This is a genomic window from Lunatibacter salilacus, assembly GCF_009797935.1.
GTDB classification, from domain to species: domain Bacteria; phylum Bacteroidota; class Bacteroidia; order Cytophagales; family Cyclobacteriaceae; genus Lunatibacter; species Lunatibacter salilacus.
Map to the genome: position 1 here is coordinate 191,675 of NZ_VOLC01000003.1, position 19,581 is coordinate 211,255.

General features: G+C 42.2%; 16 protein-coding genes. 4 read left to right on the plus strand and 12 right to left on the minus strand.

Annotated elements, in window-relative coordinates:
* Nucleotides 1-17 precede the first annotated feature (17 nt).
* The 9 genes from FQ608_RS05785 to FQ608_RS05825 form a co-directional block, all read right to left on the minus strand.
* A complete protein-coding gene (locus FQ608_RS05785; RefSeq protein ID WP_158856872.1) occupies nt 18-1,454 on the minus strand; it encodes an efflux transporter outer membrane subunit in 1,437 nt (478 codons plus the stop codon).
* Between the two features lie 46 nt (nt 1,455-1,500).
* Nucleotides 1,501-4,662 carry an efflux RND transporter permease subunit gene (locus FQ608_RS05790; RefSeq protein ID WP_158856873.1) on the minus strand — a complete coding sequence of 1,054 codons (3,162 nt, stop codon included), beginning with the start codon at nt 4,660-4,662 and terminating at the stop codon, nt 1,501-1,503.
* Between the two features lie 20 nt (nt 4,663-4,682).
* A complete protein-coding gene (locus FQ608_RS05795) occupies nt 4,683-5,924 on the minus strand; it encodes an efflux RND transporter periplasmic adaptor subunit (RefSeq protein WP_158856874.1) in 1,242 nt (413 codons plus the stop codon).
* 173 nt (nt 5,925-6,097) lie between these two features.
* A complete protein-coding gene (locus FQ608_RS05800; RefSeq protein ID WP_158856875.1) occupies nt 6,098-6,457 on the minus strand; it encodes a hypothetical protein in 360 nt (119 codons plus the stop codon).
* A gap of 110 nt (nt 6,458-6,567) precedes the next feature.
* Nucleotides 6,568-8,187: a solute:sodium symporter family transporter gene (locus FQ608_RS05805; RefSeq protein ID WP_317168895.1), complete on the minus strand. Its 1,620-nt coding sequence runs from the start codon at nt 8,185-8,187 to the stop codon at nt 6,568-6,570.
* 117 nt (nt 8,188-8,304) lie between these two features.
* Complete coding sequence (locus FQ608_RS05810) at nt 8,305-9,186, minus strand: inositol oxygenase family protein (RefSeq protein WP_158856876.1); 882 nt, start codon at nt 9,184-9,186, stop codon at nt 8,305-8,307.
* A 257-nt stretch (nt 9,187-9,443) separates the two neighbouring features.
* The gene (menD, locus tag FQ608_RS05815) at nt 9,444-11,132 is read right to left on the minus strand and encodes a 2-succinyl-5-enolpyruvyl-6-hydroxy-3-cyclohexene-1-carboxylic-acid synthase (RefSeq protein ID WP_158856877.1); all 1,689 of its coding nucleotides are present in this window, start codon (nt 11,130-11,132) and stop codon (nt 9,444-9,446) included.
* A complete protein-coding gene (locus tag FQ608_RS05820) occupies nt 11,129-12,346 on the minus strand; it encodes a chorismate-binding protein (RefSeq protein WP_158856878.1) in 1,218 nt (405 codons plus the stop codon). Before FQ608_RS05820 ends, menD begins: the two co-directional genes overlap by 4 nt.
* Before the next feature lie 5 nt (nt 12,347-12,351).
* On the minus strand, nt 12,352-12,771 hold the full coding sequence (locus tag FQ608_RS05825; RefSeq protein WP_158856879.1) for a hotdog fold thioesterase: 420 nt from the start codon (nt 12,769-12,771) through the stop codon (nt 12,352-12,354).
* A 54-nt stretch (nt 12,772-12,825) separates the two neighbouring features.
* Here FQ608_RS05825 and FQ608_RS05830 point away from each other — a divergent pair, with 54 nt between their 5' ends.
* Nucleotides 12,826-13,437 (plus strand): histidine phosphatase family protein, encoded by a 612-nt coding sequence (locus FQ608_RS05830; RefSeq protein ID WP_158856880.1) that lies wholly within the window; start codon nt 12,826-12,828, stop codon nt 13,435-13,437.
* Here FQ608_RS05830 and FQ608_RS05835 read toward each other — a convergent pair.
* The 3 genes from FQ608_RS05835 to FQ608_RS05845 form a co-directional block, all read right to left on the minus strand.
* Nucleotides 13,434-13,850 carry a hypothetical protein gene (locus FQ608_RS05835; protein WP_158856881.1) on the minus strand — a complete coding sequence of 139 codons (417 nt, stop codon included), beginning with the start codon at nt 13,848-13,850 and terminating at the stop codon, nt 13,434-13,436. The two genes, FQ608_RS05830 and FQ608_RS05835, sit on opposite strands and share 4 nt — an antisense overlap.
* A gap of 113 nt (nt 13,851-13,963) precedes the next feature.
* Nucleotides 13,964-14,731: a zinc ribbon domain-containing protein gene (locus tag FQ608_RS05840; RefSeq protein ID WP_158856882.1), complete on the minus strand. Its 768-nt coding sequence runs from the start codon at nt 14,729-14,731 to the stop codon at nt 13,964-13,966.
* Nucleotides 14,732-14,734: 3 nt separating this feature from the next.
* Entirely contained in the window at nt 14,735-15,835 is a 1,101-nt protein-coding gene (locus tag FQ608_RS05845; protein ID WP_158856883.1) for a Nif3-like dinuclear metal center hexameric protein, read from the minus strand.
* 44 nt (nt 15,836-15,879) lie between these two features.
* On the opposite strand from FQ608_RS05845, the gene lpxK reads away from it, so the two are divergent.
* Genes lpxK through miaE form a run of 3 tightly spaced genes read left to right on the plus strand, consistent with a single transcriptional unit; the run spans nt 15,880 to nt 19,519 of the window.
* Nucleotides 15,880-16,947: a tetraacyldisaccharide 4'-kinase gene (gene lpxK / locus FQ608_RS05850; protein WP_158856884.1), complete on the plus strand. Its 1,068-nt coding sequence runs from the start codon at nt 15,880-15,882 to the stop codon at nt 16,945-16,947.
* A complete protein-coding gene (locus tag FQ608_RS05855) occupies nt 16,937-18,898 on the plus strand; it encodes a putative porin (RefSeq protein WP_158856885.1) in 1,962 nt (653 codons plus the stop codon). The genes lpxK and FQ608_RS05855 overlap by 11 nt, the downstream gene beginning before the upstream one ends.
* 9 nt (nt 18,899-18,907) lie before the next feature.
* Complete coding sequence (gene miaE, locus FQ608_RS05860; protein ID WP_199856319.1) at nt 18,908-19,519, plus strand: tRNA-(ms[2]io[6]A)-hydroxylase; 612 nt, start codon at nt 18,908-18,910, stop codon at nt 19,517-19,519.
* The last annotated feature ends 62 nt before the right edge of the window (nt 19,520-19,581 follow it).

A 19,581-nucleotide genomic window follows, 5' to 3' on the forward strand; every position in this document is an offset into this window, starting at 1 on the left:
CCATAAAAAGAGGAATTTTACATCCAACCTCCACCCAGGGCTTTATATAAGTCGACGTAGCTTTGAAATTGCTCAACCCTCAGCTTAACAAAATCTAATTCAGCTTCCAGAGACCTGCTCTGTGAATTAATGACGTCCAGGTAATCGGCATATCCTATTTTAAACATGGTAGATGAATTTTCAATTGACCGTTTTTGCACAATTACTTCATCTGTTTTTAATAAAATTTGATCGGATAAGTATTGATAATCATTTATAAAGCCCATTACCTCCAAATACCCTCGTAACACAGTTTGCTCAAAATTGTACAGTGCAATTTTTTGTTCAGCTTTGGCTGTTTGGTACATTGCGTCAATTCGCTTTCTGTTAAAGATTGGAGCGCTCAGTCCACCTCCTACATGATAAATCGCAGAAGCTGGATTTAAAAACAAACGGCTAAAATCAAAGGCATTATATCCCACCAATCCTGACAGGTTTAAACTGGGAAAAAAGGCAGTTCTGGCGATTCCCACCTCCAAATGTTGAGCCTGAAGATTCATCTCAGCAGCCCGGATATCCGGCCGCATTCGTATAAGATCAGCAGGAACACCCGCTTCTATTACTTCTGGAAGCAACTCAGTCTGTTCCAATGAATTGTAAGAAAAATCAGTCGAATAGCTTCCGGTTAATTGGGACAAATTAAGTTTTGCCTGTTGCAGTTCCCGGTTTTTTTGGAGTAATAACCCCTTTGAGTTCAACAAAAGTGCCTCAAATTGGTCAAGGGAAAGCTGGCTGTCCTGTCCCGCCTCTTTCAAACTTTTCCCCAATTCGAAAGCGTCCTCTTGAACAGAGATATTTTTATTCAATATCATTATTTGTTCCTCCAATCCGGAAATTAAAAAATAGGTAGTTGCGATGTTCGCAATAAGATTTGTTTGCGTAAAACGAAGCATCTCCTCAGATTCCAAGTATCGCATCAGGGCTTGTCTTTTCCTCATTTTGAGCTTCCCCCAGATATCCACTTCCCAGCTAAAATCCAAACCTATCAAGAAATCCCTGTAGGGATCTGGTATCATTTTGTCCTCGGGCACGGTTGGGGATAAATTTGAATCCGTATTTCCCACTCCATCCATGGTGTATTCACCAAATCTTCGAACTCCCGTACTTGCTTGAAGATTCAATTCCGGCAATCTCCCCAGCCTTGCTTGACGGAGACTTGCTTGGGAAATTTGAATTCTATAAAGTGTTTTTAATACATCCTGATTTTGGGAAAGCCCATCCTGAATTAGCTCTTTCAGCGCTTCATCCCTGAAAAAGGATTCCCAGGAAATCATGGCCCAATTAGCTGAATCTTTTTTTAATGCATCATTAACATAGGTAACAGGGATGGCAGGCTGTGTCAAAATCTGCTCAGCAGTATTGCAGCTAAAACTAAATGCAATTGCGACGAGTATATATATCGTGTAATTATTCATATAGAAAATAATGGATTATTAGTCCCTTCATCAAGGGTACAAATTATTACGCTTCGTTAAGTTCTGGAATCAGTTTTTCGTTGGATGCCTTTTCTTTCTTTTTACTTAATGAACTGGCCCAGGATTCAAACACATAATAAAGTCCGGGAATAAGGATAATTCCGACGAAGGTGCCAATGAACATTCCCCCTGCGGCGGCCGTTCCGATAGTTCGATTACCTAAAGCACCCGCGCCACTTGCAATAGTGAGTGGAATCAACCCGCTGATAAATGCAAAGGAGGTCATGAGTATGGGCCGAAGCCGTTCCACCGCACCATTTACGGCAGATTCCAATATTCCCATACCTTTTTGTCTAGACTGCACGGCGATTTCAATGATTAGAATGGCGTTTTTTCCTAAAAGACCAATTAGCATAATCAGGGAAACCTGCGCATAGATGTTGTTCTCCAGTCCCGTCAATTTTAACAATAAAAATGAACCAAAGATACCGGCTGGTAATGATAAAATTACTGGAAAAGGAAGGAGATAACTTTCATATTGGGCAGCCAGCAAGAGATATACAAACAAAAGGCATATCATAAAGATATAAATGGCTTGGTTTCCAGAATCGATTTGTTCTCTGGTGATCCCCGACCAGTCTATATCAAATCCGCGGGGGAGCATGGAAAGTGCGGTTTCCTCTACTGCCTGAATGGCATCACCACTTGAATATCCATCCGCTGCTTCTCCGTTTATCATAGCAGAGGTGAACATGTTGTACCTTGTTACTTGCTCAGGCCCATAGGTTCTCTCCAGCGTAACAAAGTTTGAATACGGAACCATTTCTCCCTGATTATTTTTCGTGTACAGCTTCAGAAGTGATTCAGGATTCGTCCGGTATTCCGGAAGAGCTTGAATCATCACTTTGTACATTTGGCCGAATCGTATAAAATTTGATGAATAAAAACTCCCAATATAACTTTGTAAGGTTTCCATAGAAGCTTCTACAGATACACCCAATTTAGCGGCCTTGTCGTGGTCTACCCGAAGGAGGTATTGGGGAAAACTTGGGTCAAACCCGGTAAACACATCCTTTAACTCCTCACGTTCATTCAAGGCTGTGGTGAATTCAGAAATCGTTTGGGCGGTTAAATCAAGGGATCCCCCCGTTTTATCCTGAAGCCTTAATTCAAAGCCAGATGCGTTTCCAAAGCCAGGTACTGGAGGCGGGGCAAAGAACTGAATTTCTGCTCCGGTAATATGGGCTGTTCTTTCCTGGTACTCTGAGATCAAATCATTAACTCGCTGATCCCTATCGGCCCAGTCTACCAAGTTAATCATACCCATGCCATAAGAGGCGCCAGCTGTTTCGGTTAATAGGCTATATCCTGCTAAAGTAGAAATTGTTTCCACCTCATCGAAGGGCAGAAGTGTGGCTTGTACGTCATCCATGATTTGCTGGGTCCGCTCTACTGTCGAACCCGGTGGTGTCGTGACATTGACATAGATCATTCCTTGATCCTCATTGGGGATAAAACCCGTGGGAAGAATGGCTGAAACCCCGTATACCAATATAAAAAACAGCATCAATAGGCCAAAGGTCAGTGATTTTCTGCCTGCTGTTCTGCCGATTAGCCAAGCATATCTGTTTGAGAATCGCTCATAGTTTGTATTGAACCAGTTGAAAAACTTGGATAGTACCCCTTTTTTATTTTCGTGATGCACAGGTTTCAACAAAAGACTGCACAATGCTGGAGAAAGGGTCAGCGCATTTATTCCGGAAATCACAATGGCAATAGCCAGTGTCAGTGAAAACTGCCTGTAAAAAATCCCAACGGGGCCAGTTAGAAAGCCAGCCGGCACGAAAACTGCCGACATTACCAAGGTAATGGCAATAATGGCGCCGCCAATTTCCTTCATCGCCGCAAAGGTGGCATCTTTCGCATTTAAACCATCTTTGTGCATCTTTACATGGACGGCTTCCACTACTACAATGGCGTTATCCACCACAATGCCTATGGCCAACACCATGGCAAATAGTGTTAATAGATTCAGAGAAAAGCCAAATAAATCCATAAAGAAAAATGTTCCGATCAGTGATACAGGAACCGCAATAGCAGGTATCAGGGTGGAGCGGAAATCCTGGAGGAAGATGAATACCACTATTGATACCAATAAGAATGCTTCTATTAAAGTCTTAATTACCTCAGTGATAGATGCGTCCAAAAAACGGGAAACGTCATAAGAAACATTGTACTCCATTCCAGGAGGAAAGGAGGAAAGTTTTAATTCCTCCATTTTGTCTTTAACGTTTTGAATGACTTCCCGAGCATTGGAGCCCGGACGCTGTTTCATCATGATGGAAGCGGATGGCCGACCGTCCGTTGTGGATACCATGTTATAATCTTGGGATCCAAACTCCACCTCAGCCACGTCCCTGATTTTTAAAAGAGATCCATCCGGAAGGGCTTTTAGGGTGATGTTTTCAAAATCAACCTCCTGATTGAATTTGCCGGTATATTTCAATACATACTGCAGTGCTTGAGGATCCTTGTCTGAACTGATCCCTGACTTTCCCGGGGCTGCTTCTACATTTTGCCGTCGGATGGCCTCATCTACATCTTGGGGGGTTAGCTCGTATGCTACCAGTCTATCTGGGTTTAACCAAATACGCATGGCATAATCTCTAGATCCCATGATTTCCACAAAACCCACTCCATCAATCCGTTTCAGTTCTGATAAAATGTTAATGTCTACAAAATTATAAACAAACTTCTCATCCTGGGAGGTGTCCGTGGTCATCAAGTTTAGATAAAGAAGCATGGAATTAACCTCCTTCTCTGTCATTACCCCGGCTCGGATAACTTCTTCGGGTAATTCATCCAATACGGTTAAGACTCTGTTCTGGACGTTCACTGCAGCCAAATCAGGGTCTGTTCCCACTTGGAAGTTGACGGTTATCAGACAAATCCCATCATTTGTATTGACAGAAGTCATATACGTCATATTTGGAACGCCATTTATCGCGCGCTCAAGGGGAGTGGCTACGGCTTTAGTGAGAACATCGGCGTTTGCCCCAGTGTACTTGGCTGTTACCGTCACCGAAGGAGGCACGATTTCCGGAAATTGAGTCACTGGCAGGTTCAACAGTGAAAGCAACCCCAAAAGTGTAATTAGTATGGATATAACGGTCGATAGAATCGGCCGCTTTATAAATATGTCAAACATGTTAAAAAGGGTCTTAGAATTTAGTTTATATTGGTAGAATTGTCTGCCAATGAACCATAAACATCTTGGTCTTCAGCTTCAATAGGGGATATGTTAATACCGTCTTGAACCAGTTGTATGCCTTCAAATACAATTCTGTCTCCAGCATTAAAATCTTCTACTATATAAAAGAGACCATACCTTCCAAGTGGTCGGAAGCTCCGAACAGTTACTGTATTTTCTTCATCAACCATATACACATAGGTATAATCTTGGATTTCGAAAGTTGCTTTTTGGGGGATTAAGAAAACATTATCCTGCGGTTTGGTCATCTGAACTTTGCCGCTTGCCCCATGTTTGAGCAGTGCGTCAGGATTTGGGAATCTTACACGTAAGGCAATAGAACCAGTTCCGGTCTCGAAGTCAGCCTCCATGGTTTCTAATTGCCCTGGGTGGGAATAAAAATGCCCATCAGATAAAATAAGGGATATTACTTCAGCCTCTTCCACCAAAGCTTCTTTTAGATTGTCGGCCACCTTATCCACTTCTTCTTCCAATCTCGCTTTATTCATTTTCCCTCGCATATACTCCAAATACTCATTCTCAGTGATCTTATAATAAGCAAATACCTCATCGATATCTGAGATATTCGTCAAAAGATCCCCACTATTGAGTAAGCTTCCTGTTTTATAGGGAATACGGTCAACAAAGCCGTCAAATGGAGCCCTGATTGTCGTGTAGGACAAGCCAATTTGGGCATTTTTAAGAAGTGCCTCTGCCTCCATTACGGAAGAACTAGCCATATCTTTTTTTGATTGGGCCAATTCTAATTCCGAAGAAGAATATATATTTTTTTCAACTAATATTTTTAGCCGATCTACCTCCAATGAGGCCGCATTCTCTTCCGCTATAGCTTGCATAAGGCGGGCATTCGCTGAATTGACCAACTCTGAAAACTCCACAGAACTCATTTGAAAAAGAGGCTGATCTTTTATCACAAAATCGCCCTCATCGACATATATTTTCTCCACAAATCCTTCTACTTTTGACCGTATTTCCACAAATTGCCTTGCTTGAATATCCGCAACATAGGTTTTCGGGATTTCTATTTTCTTTGGCATTAGGGTAAGTACTGGCAACTCAAGGAGTTTTTTATTTTGGCTGTCTTTGCCACTCCCGGTACTACAGGAGGATGCGAAGATCACCGCAACTAGTAACACAATGATGCTACCAGCATTAAAGGAATATTTTCCAGACAGCTGAAATCCAATATCTTTTTTCATTATTTTGAATAATTAATTTTGAAAGAAATAATTAGTTGGTTTTTGGGGCAAATTAACGATCGACTGATGGATGTTTCCAACAGCGGGGTTTTCGGGTTACTTTTAAAATCGAGAAACGCTAATTAATGACAGCAGGAAATCCAGCTGTTAGAGAAAAAAGTTTTGGATGTATGTCAAGGGGCATTTTTACATATAACCATCTTGACTAAATGAGTTATATGAGGGTGGGAATGAATTTGGGTGATTTTTTTTAACTTGGAGTCGCTAAAAAGTTTACGCGCGATAATTCCAAACTCAAATTTGGAGCTATTGTCATCAGCGATCCGCTGCAGGTTCGAATAATTTACGGTATTGTTCCTAACAAGTGAAGTCGGGAAGTCAACGTAGTCATAAAGGATTTCTGCAACTTGGAAATCTTCGTGAATGATATCGTGTTCTGCTTCCTCTCCATCTGCTACGGATAGGCACACCAAGAACGCCGCCAAAAAATTGGTCAGAAATCTTTTAACGAAAAATTGGAAGCTTTTTTTCATATTAATAATTCCTAGTCAAAATTAAAGAATTATATCCTATAAATCTAGCTAGTTATTAAAAATTGAACAAATTATCAGGGGGAAAATTACCAGTATGATTTTCCTTCATCTCATTGCGCCAGCCATATATAGATTAGTACCACTACTATAAAAAGTGTGGCCGACATAGGTTTGGCATACCTCCACTCTTTTAGGTCCAACTTTACCGGTTTCTGTAAATTTGTCCGTTGAGCTGGAGGAAATCGGAGACTTATCAGATACATGACACTTAGGTTCAAAATGAATTCAATACCCCAGATATGGATGAAGTGAATACCCACATCGAATATGAATGTGGTTAATATATAAAAAGAGAACCCCATAAGTAGTCCGACTTTCGCACCGATTGCTGAAATTTTTGGGATAAAAAATCCTGCTATCAGTATTGAAGCGATAGGGATAAAGAAGATGCCATTGAGCTGTTGCATAAGCTGGTACAGGCCTTCTGGTGCATTTCCCACCAACGGTGCTATAAGGATCGCGGTAATTGCTAGTACTAATGAACTCAACCTGCCCACGCGAACAAGTTTTTTGTCGCTAGCTTTTGGTGAAATCATTTTTTTGTAAATATCCAAACTGAAAATAGTGGCGGCAGAATTAAGCACACTGTTGAACGTACTTAGAATAGCACCCAGAACTACTGCCGCAAAGAAACCAATCAAACTCAGTGGCAATACCCGCATTAATAGAATGGGATAAATAAAATCCTGATTGTCATAGTACTGTTCTCCGTAGTAATAGAAGGCTACAATGCCAGGTAGGACGATAATAAGGGGAATGAGAATTTTAAACACCCCGGTAAACAACAGTCCCTTCTGTGCTTCGGCCATGTTTTTGGCACCTAAAGCGCGTTGAATAATCGTCTGGTTCATTCCCCAAAAGTAGATCTGATTGATCATCAATCCGGTAAACAGCGTACTGAAAGGAAGTACTGAATCTTCCGCACCGATTACATTGAACTTTGATGGGGCAGCGTCATATACTTTTTTCATTCCGACAATTATACTGCCATCACCAATATCCCAAAGTGCAAATACCGGTACCATAAGACCTCCAATGACTAATCCGATTGCATTTATTGTGTCCGACAGGGCAACTGCTTTTAGGCCTCCAAAAATAGCATAAATAGACCCTACCACACCTATTACGATCACGGTTATCCATATTCCTTCGCCTTTACTTACCTGAAGGACTTCCGAAACCGTAAATATGCTCTCTAGGTTAATAGCTCCCGTGTACAATACGATGGGCAATAAAGTGACTACAAAAGAAAGCATAAGAAGCAATGCTACGATGGTTTTGGTGGTAGCATCGTATCTGTTTTCTAAATATTGGGGAATGGTCGTAAGTCCCATCCGTAAATAAATGGGTAAAAAATAGAGGGCGGCAATCACCAAAGCAATGGCTGAAGTGACTTCCCATGCAATGATTATCATCCCGTTCTTATAAGCCGACCCATTCATTCCAATCAGGTGCTCTGTGGAAATGTTGGTCAGGATCATAGACCCGGCGATAACCCCTCCCGTTAGCGTTCTGCCACCCAGAAAATAGCCATCCTTTGAGCTGATATCATCCTTTCTAAGTTTATACCAAGAAAAAAATGCCACAAATAAGGTGAATCCTACAAAGGATATGACGGTCAGCATGGGTGGAGGTGGGTTAGGTTGTAAAATTCCCCAAACCTTGACCATTTATCGGAAGATTTGGGGAATTGCAATCGGGTTCTATAAGTGGGGATTATTCCTGTAGACCTGCTAAGGACAATAAAATCCAAATGCCCATCTTTCTGGAAGGGCATTTGGGGCCATTTAGAATTTAAGTGTGGAAGGCAGGTATTTGGCTACCAAATCTTCGTAGTAAGGCCGTAGTGCTTTTGCGTCAGGTGGAACAGGAACCTTCGAATACAAGTCATAGGGGTTGAATTTATCTACCCACTTGAACATTTCTTTGTCGTGCTCATTGAGCAGGTGATCATAGGAATTCTCCCGATGCTGGGGGTAAAACGAATGATACCTGATCATGTAAAGAGCCGGTTCCGGAAGGTAGTCTTTCATCATTTGATACAAATATTCATCGTGGCCCCAAGACATTTTTACATTGTCCATACCGCAGTTTGGCTCATAGATGCCGTATTTGCTATTGAACCGTTCATCCCGTGAATCAGGATTATCATTAAAAAATTCGGGGTAGACGATACTGTTTGCATGCTGGCAACCTACGGGAAATGTGTCACCGACGACTGCCCATTGAGGTTCGCCAAAAAGACAAAGAACCTTGCCCATGTCGTGTATAAACCCGGTAAGGACAAACCAATCCGGATGGCCATCCGCCCGGATGGCTTCTGAGGTTTGAAGGAGATGCTGCAACTGATCCAGGCTTGTATCAGGATCAGAGTCGTCCACGAGTGTGTTTAAATAGGTGATCGCATCCCAAAAGGGCATTTCTTTCTTTTCGAATTTAAGAAATTCTTTTTCTTTGTCTACGACAAAGTCATAGGTCTGATACTTATGGTTTAGTCTATAGAATTCTTTGACTGTATCTACCCTCTCCGAGTCGTGATAATTTCTGTAATCCTCTTTGCTTTTAGCTTGGGTATCTTTTGGTTCGGGATATCTGATCAATAAATCTTCTTCCCATTCCTCAATACTTTCCAATGGATTTTTTTCTTTTTCGCTGTATTCGGCTTTCATGATGTTTTGTTCTTATGGATTATCTTTTTCTAAGTATAGTTGGATCTTTTAAACTAAAACCATACCGGTATAACAAACAATCAACTAAATAAATTTGAAAGTTTAACTTTTTAAGGAATCCCTTCTTATGACGGGAAATTTAGCAAAAAAAACCATCATTTGAGAAGGTGTCCGCATATTTTTTATTTGCCTTCCTTATTGTAAAATGCAGATACGTTGGGTTTAAATTGCGCTCAGAGCATGTATAAGGGCCGGGATTAAGGTATTGAGATTTTTAGTTTCCTTTTGACGGATTTTAGAATCTCCGCATTGAGTTTGCTTTCAGAAAAGATCTCCAAGACTTTGGGGCGGATGGACTTTCCGTAAAAATACACCAAAGCGGTATCTAACTCTTCCGCAGTATAAATCGGCGTATATCCAAAACCGAATTCCACGGCTAAATGACTGGCGGATAATTTTTGCTCGGTTTCGAAAAATTCCTCCAGCTCCGGTAACTGTGCAGGACCTTCAATCAACCGAAATATCCCTCCCGCATGATTGTTCAGCACAATAATTCGAAGGTTTGGCAGATTGTATTTGTGCCAAAATGCATTGCGGTCATAAAAAAAAGCCATGTCGCCGGTAACAAGTGTTACAACATCTTTTGTTGTGAAGGTGCATCCTACAGCAGTTGAATTAGATCCATCTATGCCGCTGGTGCCTCTGTTTGCAATTATTTCAATGGAGGGATGCAAGTTTCCGAGGAAGCTTGCATAGCGGACAGTCATGCTGTTTGACAGATGCAGTTTAGAGGCATGGGGGATTTCTCTGAAACAACAGGCCAACGCCTTAAATTCGCCAAATGCAGCATCCTCAAAAATTCCTTGTAAGTTTTCGCCAATTACCCCTTCTGAGTCCTTCCATGCCTGAATAAAGTTCGGATCGCCCTCAGCTTGTAAATCTAACATAAGTTCAAGAATCTCGATTGGCTGGCAATGGATGATCTTTGATAACTTCTGATAGGGGTCAGGGACATATCCGCTCTCTTGTAGGTGCCAATGGGTCGCCGAACTACTTCTGAGAAATTGCTTTAGTGATTTCGAAAGGATGCTTTTACCGAAGCTAATAACCAAATCCGGGATCATGGCCGATTTTTCCGGGATAGTTTGTAAGATAAAATCCGGGTGATTGACGGATTCGGATGTATGCGTATTGGTGATTAAATCTGAAATTACGGTCGCCTTTTTTTGTTGAGCAACTTGGGAAAGAAGTTTTCTAACTTCTGCTCTCGGCTTTTGCTGGCCGGGTATAACCAAAATTTTTCTGTATTTCCCCAATTGGGTTTTAAGACTGCTCTTTTGATCTTCAGATAACGTCAAAACACCCGATGTCACGTCAATTAATTGCACGGGTTGTTCAAAATCAAATCCCTCCTCTCCAGTGGGATAAAAGGGCTCCCGCAAGGGGATATTCACATGCACCGGGCCTTTGGGCGTTGACATACTTTCATTAATAGCCTCGTTGATAATCCGATGGGCATGCCAGCGCTTGTCAGAATGTTCAAACGAATCCGGAAAAGCGTAGCTCTTTTTGACATGGCTGCCATAAACGTCAGTTTGTCTTATTGTCTGGCCGTCTAGTTGGTCAATCCATTCTGCCGGTCTATCCGCTGTCAAAATTAGGAGGGGAATTTGTTGAAAGTATGCTTCGGCCACTGCCGGGAAATAATTGAGTGCTGCTGAACCGCTGGTGCATACCAATACCACGGGCTTGTTAAGTTGCTGAGCCATACCCAAGCCGATAAAAGCAGCAGATCGCTCGTCGGGGATAGTCCGGCAGTGAATATCCGGGTGACGGATAAAAGCAAGAGAAAGCGGAGCACAGCGGGAACCTGGCGATAAGATGGCTTCTTTGATGCCTTTCGCCGCGCAGATAGTCGCCAGGTCAATGATGGGCTGAATGATCAAGAGATAGGGGTTTTTTGAAGAAATTTTCCAATGATATCACATTTCAACTCCGTTTCTTCCCATTCTTTTTCCGGTATCGAATCTTCTGTAATTCCTGCCCCGGCAAAGAGAATGGCCTTATCGCCAAGTAACCTAGCACAACGGAGGTTTACGAAAATAGCCGTTTCTTTATGGATATTTACCGGCCCAAGGTATCCCGCAAAAAATGAGCGGTCAAACGATTCCTCGCGAGAAAGGAATTCCAATGCTTTTTCCCGGGGCATACCACATACAGCGGAAGTGGGATGTAACAGGTCTAGCATAACTGAGCCCAGTTGGGGGAAATTAGTGGCTTCCATGTCCACCTTAAATTCAGACTTTAGATGAAGCAAGGGTCCTGCAATGCTTGTTTTCGGACCAATTTCATCGTATTCTCTCAGTCGTATTTTTTTGAAGCAATTGACAATATACCGACTGACCAGCGCTTGCTCTTCAATTTCCTTTTGGGTCCAAGCGGCACTTTTCAGGGGATTTTCACCCTGCGCCCGCTGGGTGCCTGCCAAGGCCATGGTATAAAAATATTGATCCCTCGTTTTAATTAATACTTCTGGAGAAGCTCCTATCCATGTCCCTATTTGTGGGATATGGAAAAAATTCACAAAGCCATTGGGATAGGCTTGGCAAAGACTCAGAAAAGCGGCAGTTAAATCAAAATCCCGATCCATTTCCTGGATCTTCACTTTGGCGGGAACAATTTTGAACAGGTCCCCACAATTGATAGCATCCACACCTTTCTGCACGGTTTCCAAAAATGTTTCCCGGTTTGTCGGTACCGGGATTATTATCCTTTCTTTCAGCTCTTTGTTTTGCCAAAGTTGATTAATTTTAAAAGGAAGGTTTTCCTTTTCATTAGTCCAAGTTTGATAGACTGCCTCGTCGTCAACCACAATATGCGATGATGCTAGATCAATGGCATAATAATTCTCAGCATTTATGAAGTACGCCTTTTTGTCTGCTGAATCTTGAAATGGATGGAGGATATAACCTGGTGGAAGTGATTCTATTTCTGTCGAGACCAGAGAGGGCTTTTGATTGGAATCAATTATAAGCTCAATTTTGTTTTCTTTAGGCTTTCGCCAAACGGCTATCTGTGCGTTGCTTCGTAACGCATTTAAGATAATCACATCCAAAAAGCATTTTACAGGTATTTTTTTTTGATCTAGTAAGGTGTCCATATAGGTTATTTAGTCAATATGGCCATGGTTATCCGGCTGATACAGGACAACTGCTCTTCTGGAGTGTAAATTTTGATTTCCCATACCTGCGTTTTCTTCCCCAAGTGGATGGGCTTAACTATGCCCTTTACCTCTCCGTCCTTTACAGCTTTGAGGTGGTTTGCATTAATTTCTAGTCCCACGCAATATTGGGTGTCTTGGTCTACGGTAAGTGTAGCCGCTACACTGCCCAGGGTTTCAGCCAGCACCACGTTGGCCCCACCATGTAACAAACCTAGGGGTTGTTTAGTTTTTTCATTCACGGGCATTGTGGCGGCTAGATAGTCGTCTCCCATGGCTGTAAAACGGATACCGAGATGATCCACCATCGTGTTTTTGCTCCATTCATTTAAAAAATCCAGACTTAGATTTTCCTTAAATATCATGATTTGTGGGATAAAAGTTTTTTATTTGAACTTTGATTCAAAAATAGGTAAATCTTGAGCAGTAAAAAAATTTATGTCGTCCGGCACGGACAAACAGACTATAACCTTAAAGGTGTTGTTCAGGGAAGTGGTATTGACGCTCCCATCAATGATACAGGAAGAAAGCAGGCAAACTTATTCTATGAAAAAAACAAACATTTGCCCATCGATCAGATTTATTTTTCCGGCCTAATCCGAACTAGGCAATCCATCGAAAAATTTTTGGAAAGTGATGTCCCATTTACCAGACTTCCCGAGCTCAATGAAATTTCATGGGGAATCTATGAAGGGACACCAATGGATGAAAAGGAAAACCAATATTATATCCACATGCTTTCCAAATGGAATGAAGGATTCTTGGATTATAAAATAGATAGGGGTGAGTCTCCTCAGGATGTAGCAAAAAGACTGACCAGAGCAATTGACATTATCCGCTCAGCAGAAGGAAAGCACATTTTGGTTTGCATGCATGGCAGAGCAATACGAATATTGATGTGCTTGATGTTGGGATATGAGTTGAGATTTATGGATGCGTTTAAGCACCAAAATTTATGTTGCTATGAACTGAATCAACTGGATGACGGACAAATAAGACTAGAAAGTTACACACCTTCCCCTGTTGGCTAGAAAACCAGTTTCTGTGGGACGGATTTTTTCTTTTCGTTTTTTGATTCGCTCGATGTCTCGGAGAGTAAATATTGGAATTCTTCTTTTGTCTGATCAAAGTCTATAATTCGAAAGGCCACCTCATCCAACCGCAATACACGGTCATCTCCAACGATTACGAGCGCTTTTCCCATATCACAAACATCCCAATCCGTAAAGGGTACAGTAATGATCAAAGAGGCATCGGAGTTTCCGGTGTAGGCCCGTGTATCGAATTTGTCTAGAAAACTAAGTTCGATCTTCGCTGGACTACTATTGAATTTTCTCAACTCCTCTTTCTGGAAAAGAATCAAAAATGTTTTTTCTGTTTTTTCCTTTCCAAAAGAAAAAACAGAAAAGCAACTGAGAAAAACTATAAGCATTATTTGTTTCATGGCTGCCAATTTAAATACATAAACTGGTTTTCCCAACAAAAGGTTGGCTTTCAATCAGTAAATCTTCAAAAATGAAAAAGCCCAATGAATATTGGGCTTTTCTGAAACAATAGTTATGCTTTACTTCTTTTTCTTTTGGCAGAAGATTCGTCTTCTATTTCATCTTCTACGCCGGCAAAGATCCGTCCGCAATGTTCGCAAACGATTAGCTTTTTCTTTTCTCGAATTTCTGCTTGACGCTGTGGAGGAACCACATTAAAGCAGCCACCGCATGCACCTCTTTTCACCAAGACTACAGCAAGGCCGTTTTTGGCGTTCTGCCTGATTTTTTCGTAACTCTTTAGTAAGCGCTCATCTACTTTCTTGACCGACTTGTCGCGTTCGGATTTCAGTTTGCTTTCATCGGATTCACTTTCAGACACAATTACATTGAGTTCTCCTTTTTTCTGATCCAGGTCATTTTGCCTGTCTTTGAGAATTTCCTTGAGATCATTGATGTCTTTGTCCTTTTCGTCGATTCGGATTTGTGCTTCTCCGATTTTTTTCTTGGAAACCTGTATCTCCAGATCCTGCAATTCCAATTCCTTGGTGATGGCGTCGTATTCCCGGTTGTTCCGGACGTTCATCTGCTGCTCTTGATACTTTTTTATCAGCTTCTCGGATTCCTTTATGGCTTCCTTGTGCTTTTTGATTTCATCTCCCAGACCATCAATATCAGCGTTGAATTTGCTGAGGCGGGTTTCATATCCTATGATTTCATCGTCTAAGTCTTGAACCTCTTCGGGCAATGCGCCGCGGACTTTAAAAATTGAATCTAAACGAGAATCTATATTTTGAAGATTGAGAATTGCTTCTAATTTCTGTGCAACGGTACTTTCCATTTATTATAGGTAACTTATTGGATTCGTGACTACATTTGACAAATAGAGTGCAATATTACTAAATTTTTGCGACAAAATATTCTTTAACAATTCTTTTGTGAAAAATTCACTTTCATAGTGTCCGATGTCTGCAAGTATAAGATGTTTATCAGCATCGAAGAATTCATGATATTTCACATCCGAGGTAATGAATACATCCGCCCCGGCACGTTTAGCATTCCCGAGCAGAAAGATTCCTGCACCACCGCATAGAGCAACTTTCTTTATTGGTTTATCCAAAAAGTGTGTATGTTTGACTACCTGTAAATTCATTTGCTGTTTAAGGTAAACGAAGAAGTCTTTCTCTTCCATTTCGACTTCCAATTCGCCGACCATTCCCGCACCGACTTCTTGGTTTTCATTTGCGATTTGATGCAGGTAGTAGGCTACTTCCTCATACGGATGGGATTGCTTTAAAGCAGTCACAATTTTTTTCTGCAAGTGGGTTGGAAACATGACTTCGATTCTGTTTTCTAGTTCCTCTTCCAGTTTCCCTACCTCCCCTACAGCCGGATTGGCATTTTCCATGGGTAAAAAGGTCCCTCTTCCAGCCACCCGAAAGCTGCAGTTCTTATAATCTCCTATAATACCTGCCCCTGCTTCGAAAAGGCTGTTTAATATTTTTTCAGTGTCGCTCTGTGGAACGAAGGTGACAAGTTTTGTCAAGACATCCTTTTTGGGAGAAAGGATTTGCAGGTTTTTTAGTCCGATTTTTTCGGCAATTTTTGCGTTTACCCCATGAATTACGTGATCCAAGTTAGTGTGGATGGCATAGATGGCCACCTCTGCCCGGATGGCTTTGATGACTGTACGTTCTACGTAATTCTTGCCCGTCAGGCTCTTGAGCCCTTTAAAAATTATTGGATGATGGGCAACAATTAGATTGCATCCCCGGTCGACAGCCTCGGCCACCACTTCCTCAGTCACGTCAAGGGTGCACAAAATCCCGGTAATTTCGTCCTCGGGATTTCCTACAAGAAGTTGGGCGTTGTCGTAGGATTCTTGATACGAGGGAGGAGCCACAGATTCCAAGTAGGATATCACGTCTCTAAGTAAATAAACCATATCTTTGTCATTGGTTAACATCCAAAATTAAGAAAATTCTTTCAATGCACTTCTATGATCCCCTGTTGTATCCCTTTGCATTCCTTTACGAGGCTGCTACTGGGTTCAGAAATAAGTTGTTTGATATAGGATCTAAAAAAAGCACGGCATTTACGGTGCCAGTGGTGGTCGTGGGTAATCTCTCCATGGGAGGTACCGGTAAGACACCCATGGTGGAATTTTTGATCCGGACTTTTCAAGAACAGGCAAATTTGGGTGTCATCAGTAGGGGGTATCGCAGAAAAAGTAAGGGGTTTGTTCTCGCGGATAAATCTACCGGGGTGGAAGAACTGGGGGACGAATCCTTTCAGATATACCAAAAATACGGCGACCTTGTTTCCGTTGCGGTAGGGGAGGCTAGGGCTTTGGCCATTCCTATGCTATTGGCTGAAAAGCCTTCCACGGATCTCATACTTTTAGACGATGCATTTCAACACCGGTATGTGGCGGGAGACTGCTCCATCTTGTTGACCACGTATCAGAAGCCTTTTTTTCGGGATCGAATTTTGCCTTTAGGCACACTTCGCGAAAGTGCCACCGGCGCCAAAAGAGCCGATGCCGTCATCGTAACAAAATGTCCATCTAACCTGCCTGAGCTCGTGAAAGACGAATACAGGAATCAAATCAGGAAGTACTGTAGGAAGGATATTCCTATCCTATTCTCCGGGATAAAATATGGAGCACCAGTTTCCGTTGTACCTAACGGAAAGCAAATTAACGAATCTGTGGTTGTAGTTACAGGCATTGCGTCTAATGAAGCGATGCTAGGTTGGGTAAATCAGCAGTACAAGGTAGTGGATGTCCTGTCATTTTCGGACCATCACCGGTATTCGGTTTTGGATGCGGAAAAAATCGTTGCAGCATGCCGCAAATTTGAAGGCGATCAGCCTGGCATAATTACCACAGAAAAAGACGCAGTGAAATTAAAGGCGGATATTTTTCTTCCATATTGGTCAGAAATTCCCATTTTTGCCTTACCTATTGCAGTAGATCTATCCAGAGAGGATGAAGAGGTTATCAAAAAGATGGTACAACAGGTGATCAAAGAAAAAAAGTATTCCCGTGAAGAATAGGCAGTCCTTACTTTTTGTTGTCCTGCTGATCCTCCTTTGCGGAAAAGTTTTCGGACAGCAATTCCCCCAACGGCAGCCTCAGGGGCAAGGACAGGGACAACAGCAGGGTGCACCCCAGGAGGATGGTGAGGACACCCCGCGACGCGGATTATTGGATGATTCCACGCAGATGGTTTACGGTCCGAGGACTTCCTTGTACTATTATGAAAAATTGCTCCGGTACAACAAGTTTGAAGAAATTGAGGTAGACACTTCGCTCACCGGACTCCATAATTATGAACCTGTTGCCGACACTTGGTACCGATACCAGGACCTTGGAAATCTAGGATCTGCTGCGAAGCCAGTGTTCTATGAGGTACCCCGTCAGATTGGTAGGACCTCGGGTTTCCATGCCTACGACATTTATTACAAATCCCCTGATAGCACCAAATACTTCAACACCAAATCTCCCTATACCCAGCTGGACGCATTCTTTGGTGGAGGCAACCGGAATAAACTGGATATTTCATTTACCCGCAACATTACTCCCAATTGGAACGTCGGGTTCCATTATGGTACTATCCGGGCCAGAAAGACATTAAATCCTACTAGGCGGGATGATAATTTGGTAGTCAATGATTCCTACTCATTTCATACCAACTATAAATCCGAAAATGACAAGTATTTTCTGTTGGGGACATTTTCCCGGATGAGGCACGTCGCCAATGAACAGGGGGGAATTATTTCCCCTAGCGTTGACACTACTTCCCTCTATTTTACCTATGAAGATTCTAAGGTGTGGTTGAGAAATTCGCGAGCGGTTGACTTGCGGCAGGATTACCATATTTTTCACCAATACGAAATACTGAAAGGATGGCAGGCCTACCACGTATTTGACAAGAAGAAACAGGCAGTTTCCTTCTTCTCCCGAATGGATACCCAGGATTCGCTTTTTTTTAATTCAAATAGATTTAATTCATCAGATTCCCTCCAAGCCCAAAGCAAGCGGGATACCACCAACAACTATAATCATTTTTCAGAGTGGAAAAATGAGGTCGGATTTAAGGGTGACTTTGGGCCGGTATATTACAATGCCTATATGAAGCTGCGTATCGGTAGGATGGCGAGTTATTTCTTTGACCAAAACAATTCCTTTACGGAGCTGTCGGTAGGAGGAGCGCTGCGGGGAGAAATTAGTGAAAAGTGGTCCTTTGAAGCGGAAGGGGAATATTTGGTCCCTGATGGATATCGCATGCATGGACTATTTGTTTCCCCATTTTTGGATCTCAGTTATACCAAAGCTCTTTACAAACCAACACTGGCTCAGGAACGATATAATGGAAACCATTACCGATGGTCTAATGACTTTTCAAATGTAGGCGTAGACCAGGCAAAGGGAGTGATTAAGCTGGAATTTGGCAATTTCAAATTGCGGCCTAATCTTACGCTTAACAGGATCAACAATTATATCTACTACGGTCGGGACACAGTTCCAGAACAGGCATCCGGACAGGCTTTTATGGTCATGCCGGGTTTTACCGGACATTTAGTCTTTGCGCGGAAATGGCACTGGCAAAGTGAGGCAGTCTATACAGTAACCACCGGGGAAGCGGCTGATGCATTCCGTATTCCCGAATGGTTTATAAATACCCGTTTTTTCTTTGACGGCCCCTTATTTAATGACAACGTTTACGTACAATTAGGTGTGGAAGGCAGGTATAGAAGTGATAATTTTGCAGATGCTTATATGCCGGCCACGCAGCAATTCCACCTTCAAGATAGTTTTAATGTATACGCCTATCCTGTGGTCGATGTCTTTCTCAATTTTCGCATTAACCGCACACGTGTTCTTTTCCGATACAACCACCTGAACGGAGGAATGATGGAACAAGCCGGGTATTTCATAACTCCGGGCTATACGGGGCTGAAGAGTACGTTGGACTTGGGAATTACTTGGGCCTTTTTTGATTGATGATAATATATGAGCTGGCAAGAAAATACAAAAAATAAAATGCTTCGACTGCAACTTCCCACCGATCCGCGTTGGGTGGATGTGGCCAAAATGAGTTTGGCGGATATTTTGGTTGACCATGCCTATTGTGAACAAAAAGCGGCATCCTCTTGTATCTCCCTTATTTTGAAATTCCCTGAATTGGATAAATTGGTTGAAACCCTCACACCGGTTGTGGCCGAAGAATGGGACCACTTTAGCCGGGTAATGGATCAATTGAGAAAAAGAGGATTGCCCTTTGGCCATCCCAGAAAAGATGAGTATGTCGTTCAGCTTCAGAAATTCGTCCGAAAAGGAGGGAGCCGCATGCAGCAGCTTACGGAATATCTGCTTATGAATGCATTGATTGAAGCAAGAAGTTGCGAGCGTTTTAAGTTGCTTTGGCAGAATCTCGAGGATGAAGAACTAAAGAACTTTTACTATGAGTTGATGGTGTCGGAGGCAGCACATTATGTCAATTTTATCGATTTGGCGAAAACCTACTTCCCCAAAGACAAGGTAGAAGCCCGATGGCAGGAATGGCTTGCCTATGAAAAAGAAGTTTTAAGCAGCCAGGAAATTAGAGGCGACCGTATGCATTGATTTCTATCGAAAATGGTTAATATTAGGGTTGTATAAGTACATATGTTCTGATTTTAGTCCCA